Genomic DNA, 5,802 nt, shown 5'->3' with positions numbered 1-5,802 from the left:
TCCTCGTCCACCGCCGCCGCGAACGGCACGATCTTCGCCTCCGCGAGGGCACGCACCGACTCGCGGAGCATGTCGTGCTCCTCGGAAGGCCGGTACAGGTCGAAGTCCTTACCCATGATGTGGAGCTCCCCTAGACGCTTGTGGCACTGAGTACCCTCAGCAAAACACACTCAGTGCCATGACGCCAGAGCGCCCCGACGCTGTTCCGCGTCGGGGCGCTCAGGGGACCGGATGGTCGGTTTTGTTAACGCGCGGTGTACGCGCGGTATCAGGCCTCGCGGCGGAGCTTGCTGGCGTCGTACTCCGCGGCCAGCTGCCGGGCGCGTCCCTCGCTCATGTCGAGGCTGCTCAGCAGGGCCGGCGTGCAGATGCTCGGCAGCAGATACCGCAGGAGAACCGACACCCTGTGGGTCAGATCATTGCGATCGCACAGGATCTGGGACATGGTCTGGATGCCCGCGTAGGCGCCCGAGAAGAGCTCGGCCGTGTCCGTCACGTCCACGTGGACGAGGATCTCTCCCTGCGCCTTCGCGACCGTCAGGATCTCCGACAGCTGATCGATCCACGCCCGGAACGGGGCAGCCCGGTCAACGCTGACGGCGCCACTGTCCAGGGCCAGCGCCACACTCGCCCGCACGAGCGCGTCGTGCTGCAGCCGGTGGGCGAGCAGAAAGGCCTGGTCCGCGAGCTCCTGGAGCTTGATGGGCTGAGGGCTCAGCGGTTCGTCCAGCATCTGTGCGTCGAGCACGCCGAGGGCGAGATCTTCTTTGGAAGCAAAGTGGAAATACAGCGCCCCCTTGGTCACCCCGGCGCGCACCAGGATCTCCCCGATGGTCGTCCGCTCGTATCCGCGCTCCGCGAAGACGGTCGCGGCCGACTCCAGGATGGCCCGTCGGGTCCTGATTGCACGCGCTTGCTGCGCCAAGGCGCCTCCCGCTGTATCGCTGTCTGTGCTCATGGTGTGACGTGAAGCATTGAAAAGAAAACCGGGCTGTACGTATTCTAGGCCGGGCGGACGCGCCGCCCATAGGCGCGGGGATGCTAGGGGGATCCATGGATCAGAACTTTCGAGGACCGACGACATGCGTCCCCGGGGAGTTCGTTCACCGAGCGGATCCCGCGGACATCATCCCCACGGGCTGGACCCAGTTGACGGAGAACCGGTTCTCCGTCTCCGCGCGCTGGCCTGCCGCACATCCCTTCTTCTCTCCCGTGGCAGGGGACCGCCACGACCCCGTCCTGGTGGCCGAGACGATACGCCAGACCACCATGCTCCTCGCTCATGCCGAATTCGGGGTACCCGTCGAGGATCAGTTCGTCATGTGGGGCATCCGCTACACGGCCGACGCCGAGGCGCTCGCCGTCAGCGGCCTCTCCTCGGACGTCACCGTCGACGTCATCGTCTCCGATGTCGACAGCCGCCGCGGCAGCCTCCGCAACCTGCGCACCACCCTGGTCCTCACCCGTGACGGCCGTTACCTCGCCACGGGCAACGCCGAGGCCCGCTGCACCTCGGCCCTGGCGTACCGGCGGATCCGCGGCGAGCGGATGGCAGTACTCGGCAGGCCGGTTCCTCTCATCCCGGGTGTCGCCCCGTACCTGGTCGGCCGTGACCACTCCAAGGACGTCGTCCTCGCCCCGGGCACCCGCCCCGGCCAGTGGCAGCTGCGGATCAACACCGGCCACACCACCCTCTTCCGGCGCCCGAACGATCACATACCGGGGATGGTGCTCCTCGAAGCCGCTCGGCAAGCGGCGACGGCGATGCTCGGCACCGGCACCTTCCTGCCGACCGTCATGGACAGCTCGTTCTCGCGCTACGCCGAGCTGGACAGCCCCTGCTGGATCGAGGCCGAGACCGTCCCCAACCGCGACCGCTCGGTGACCACCGTCAGGGTCGAAGGTCGGCAGGACGACCGGTCCGTGTTCCTCTGCACGCTCACTTCCCCGACCCGGCACCTGGCGGTGGTCGGCGGCGGCCTCGACAGCCGCCTGGCGGGCTGAACCGGACAGGAAAGATGGGCCCTCGCATTCTGATCACCGGCACGACCGGATTCATCGGCGGCCGAGTGGCGGCGACGGCCACGCACCGGGCGGACCTGGGACACCTCAGGCTTCTGGCCCGGCGCCCGCTCCCCCTGCCCGCCGGTCCGGGTCTGGAGACCGTCACCGGCGACCTCCGTGACCCCGGCTCGCTGCGCCGCGCCTGCGAGGGCGTCGACCTACTGATCAACTGCGCCTCCGCGATCGGCGGGGACGAGGAGACGGCCCGCGCCGTCAACGACGAGGGCACCCGGGCCCTGGTCGACGCGGCCGTACGCGCCGGGGTGACCCGGATCGTCTCGCTGAGCACCGCCTCCGTCCACGGCCGCGGGCCCTTCCGCGCGGCGGCCCCCGGCACCCTGCCGCTCGCCCCGGGCTCGGCGACCAGCCGCACCCGGGCGGCGGGGGAGCGGTACGTCCTGGACGCGGGTGGCACCGTCCTGCGGCCCCACCTCGTGTACGGCACGGGCGACCGGCAGCTGATGCCGGGCATCGTCCGGCTGCTCGCCGCGCTGCCGGGCCCGCTCGACGGGGGCTCCTCGCTGCACTCCCTCATCGACGTGGACAGCCTGGCGCGGGCGCTGCTCGGCGCGGCGCTCTCCCCGCGGACCCAGCCGGGCCCCTCCTATGTGAACCACCCGGAGCCGGTCCCGGTCGCGGAGCTGCTCGCGGCCGGAGAGGCCCTCGTGGGCGAGGGGGCCGGGGCCCGCGGGCCGGCGGTGGACATCGCCGAGGCCCGCGCGCTGCTCGCGGACCTTCCCTTCGCGCAGCACCACCTGGCCATGCTCGCCAGTGACCACTGGTTCGAGGACGACCGCCCCTGGCGGGACTGGGGCTGCGACCCGGGGCCGGGCTTCGCCGCGACGATCGCGGACCACCTGCCCTGGTACCGGGATTCCCTCGGCCATTCCTGACGAAGTACCGTCACCGAACTCGAAGCGAAAGAAGGCACGACCGACATGTCCCGGCTGGCCGGCAGGACCGCAATCGTCACGGGCGCGAGCCGCGGCATCGGAAGAGGTATCGCCGAGCGGCTCGCCGGCGACGGAGCCCTGGTGGCCGTGCACTACGGCACCAACGAGGCGGCCGCCCGTGAGACCGTGAAGATCATCGAGGAGGCGGGCGGCCGGGCCTTCCCCTTCCGCGCGGAACTCGCGGAGCCGGACGCCGTGGACACGTTCTACGCCGCGCTCGACGCGGGTCTCGCGGAGCAGGGCGCCGGTCCCGGGTTCGACATCCTCGTCAACAACGCGGCGGCGAGCGGCTCGGGCCGTATCCACCAGCTGACCACCGAGGTCTTCGACCGACTTTTCGCGATCAACGTCAAGGCCCCGCTCTTCCTCATCCAGCGGGGTCTGGACCGGCTGCGCGACGGTGGCCGGATCGTCAACATCTCCTCGGCGGCAACGAAGCACGCCTTCCCGGACTCCGTCACGTACGCGATGACCAAGGGGGCCATCGACACGATGACCTTGGCCCTCGCCAAGGAACTGGGGCCCCGGGGGATCACGGTCAACGCCGTGACCCCCGGCTATGTGGCGACGGACATGAACGCCCGGCGGCGCACGACCCCGGAGGCGACCGCAGCCCTCGCGTCCTACTCGGTCTTCAACCGGCTCGGCGCGCCGGCCGACATCGCGGACGTCGTCGGCTTCCTCGCCTCCGACGACGCGCGCTGGATCACGGGCCAGTGCGTGGACGCGACGGGCGGCAGCTGGCTCTGACGCCCCGCCGGCCGCCGCCCGCCGTGGCCTCAGCCGACGGGGGCGGGCGTGGTGACGATCACGGAGGTGCCGGACGGATCGAGTCCGGCGAGCACCTCGGGGCCCGCCAGCATCGGCAGCAAGGTGCGCCACAGACCGGTGACGGTCTTGGGGGAGAGCCATTCGCCGTTGTCCCGCCACAGGGCCTCCAGGCCGATCGTGGCCGCGACGATCGTGCGGGCGAGGTCCTGCCGACGCCCGAGGCCGGGGGCGAGCAGGCCCTCGTCGGCCGCCTCCGCGAGCCGCTGCTGGACGCAGCTCTGCCACTCCTGGCGCAGATTGAGCTCCGTACGGGCGTCGTCGGCGCAGCTGAGCCGGAAACCGGCGCGGACGACGATGTCGTCACGGAGCAGCCGCGCCAGGGCGTGCGAGGTGTCGGCGAGGTTCTGCAGGGCGTTCGACCGTTGTCCGTACACGATCCGGGCGGTCCTGCGCAGGGCGGTGCAGGCCGCGCCCTCGACGGCACCGGCGACGGCCGCCTTGTTCTCGAAGTGGAAGTGGAGCGCGCCGGGGCTCACGCCCGCTCCCGAGCTGATCGCGGACAATTTGGCCAGGGCGTAGCCGTGCCGGTCGAATTCCCTGGCCGCCGACTTGATCAGCGCGTCGCGGGTCCGTGTGGCCCGCTCTTGTTTGGTCACCAATGGCTCCAGTAGCACCATGCGTCTCAGCGGCAGCGGCCTGCGCCCCGTCGCGCCGCACCACCCGACGACTTTAAACCGACTGCTTGGTATTGTACGAGGTTTCGGTAGGCCGCCCGGGCTCTTCGGCCCCGTAAACCAGAAGTGACGCGGCCATTAACAAACCGGCGCGGCGGTTTCCCGATAGGGCCTCGACTTGTATGGCGGCTGTTTCTGTATGCGGTCATGACACCGGCGGGTGCCCAGAAAAGCGGACATACATCCTCTATCTGCTTGATTTCGTTCATCACAATGTCAAGCAGGTGTCAATTTTCTGGTCCGAAACTCTCGGAAGATTTCGCCCGTCGTGGTAGTGGGTGACCTTTGACAAACCGGCTCAGCGGTTTGTAGCGTTCCGTTGCCGGTTCCCTACGGATCCGGCAACCCCGGGGGTACCCCACGGCCCCCGGGGCCGAGCGACTTGGTGCTAGGGGGAACCGTGAGTCGGACCTCATTGGAACTGAAGGAGCCTCATATACCTGCCCCGCGAATCGCGGGTAGAGCGAGTGCGGCGGGCGTGATCGTCGACACATCGGTGAGAGGCCGCCCGGCCGTCACGCCCGGGTGGCGCGTCCTGGTCGTGGAGAGCTGCGGCCCGGAAGCGGAAGGCCTCGTCCAGGGGCTCAGGCGGCACGGCCACGAGGTCAGCCGGGTGGCCACCGGCGGTGCGGCCCTCCAGGTCTACGACGAGGTCGACCTCGTCCTCATCGACCTGGAGCTGCCGGACCTCGACGGCCTGGAGGTCTGCCGGGGAATCCGCGCCGCCTGCGACGTCCCGGTGATCGCCGTGACGGGCCGGGGGAGCGAGCTCGACCGCGTCCTCGGACTCCAGGCCGGCGCGGACCACTACCTCGTGAAGCCCTACGGCTTCCGCGAACTGATGGCCCGTATGGAAGCCGTCATGCGCAGGACCCGCCCGAGCACCGCCGCCGCCCGGGCGGTCACCAGGGGCCCGCTGCACATCGACGTCGCGGCGCGGCGGGTGACCCTCGACGGCAGGGACGTCGACCTCACGCGCAAGGAGTTCGACCTGCTCAACGTGCTCGCCTCCCACCCCGACACGGTCATCCCCCGCAAGCAGCTGATGCAGCAGGTGTGGGGCGACTCCTGGTCGCGGCGGACCGTCGACACGCATGTCAGCAGCCTGCGCCACAAGCTCGGCGCGAGCGACTGGGTGATCACGATCCGGGGAGTGGGCTTCCGCTTCGGGCGCGGCTGACCACCGCGCCTCCCCGGCGGCCCGCCCGGCCGGCGCCTCGCCAACGGCCCGCCCGGCCGCGCCTCCCTCAGCGGCCTGCCCCGGCCGGCACCAGTGGAGG

The 5,802-nt window shown here is 70.4% G+C and carries 6 protein-coding genes; 4 read left to right on the top strand and 2 right to left on the bottom strand.

Going from position 1 to position 5,802, the window contains the following annotated elements; genetic code table 11:
* Positions 1-268 precede the first annotated feature (268 nt).
* Entirely contained in the window at positions 269-958 is a 690-nt protein-coding gene (locus ACWGN5_RS41610; RefSeq protein ID WP_453524182.1) for a ScbR family autoregulator-binding transcription factor, read from the bottom strand.
* Between the two features lie 80 nt (positions 959-1,038).
* Here ACWGN5_RS41610 and ACWGN5_RS41605 point away from each other — a divergent pair, with 80 nt between their 5' ends.
* From ACWGN5_RS41605 to ACWGN5_RS41595, 3 genes are read left to right on the top strand one after another with little or no spacing between them, the layout of a single operon-like run.
* Positions 1,039-2,004 carry a ScbA/BarX family gamma-butyrolactone biosynthesis protein gene (locus tag ACWGN5_RS41605; RefSeq protein ID WP_453524179.1) on the top strand — a complete coding sequence of 322 codons (966 nt, stop codon included), beginning with the start codon at positions 1,039-1,041 and terminating at the stop codon, positions 2,002-2,004.
* 14 nt (positions 2,005-2,018) lie between these two features.
* The gene (locus ACWGN5_RS41600; RefSeq protein WP_453524176.1) at positions 2,019-2,957 is read left to right on the top strand and encodes an NAD-dependent epimerase/dehydratase family protein; all 939 of its coding nucleotides are present in this window, start codon (positions 2,019-2,021) and stop codon (positions 2,955-2,957) included.
* Positions 2,958-3,002: 45 nt separating this feature from the next.
* Positions 3,003-3,767 (top strand): SDR family oxidoreductase, encoded by a 765-nt coding sequence (locus ACWGN5_RS41595; RefSeq protein ID WP_453524173.1) that lies wholly within the window; start codon positions 3,003-3,005, stop codon positions 3,765-3,767.
* A 29-nt stretch (positions 3,768-3,796) separates the two neighbouring features.
* Here ACWGN5_RS41595 and ACWGN5_RS41590 read toward each other — a convergent pair whose 3' ends face one another.
* Positions 3,797-4,444, bottom strand: a complete 648-nt coding sequence (locus ACWGN5_RS41590) for a ScbR family autoregulator-binding transcription factor (RefSeq protein WP_453524170.1) — start codon at positions 4,442-4,444, stop codon at positions 3,797-3,799.
* A gap of 556 nt (positions 4,445-5,000) precedes the next feature.
* On the opposite strand from ACWGN5_RS41590, the gene ACWGN5_RS41585 reads away from it, so the two are divergent.
* The gene (locus tag ACWGN5_RS41585) at positions 5,001-5,702 is read left to right on the top strand and encodes a response regulator transcription factor (protein ID WP_453524167.1); all 702 of its coding nucleotides are present in this window, start codon (positions 5,001-5,003) and stop codon (positions 5,700-5,702) included.
* Positions 5,703-5,802 lie beyond the last annotated feature (100 nt).

The organism is Streptomyces sp. NPDC055815, assembly GCF_053616475.1.
This window is presented reverse-complemented; position numbering and strand designations above follow the sequence as displayed.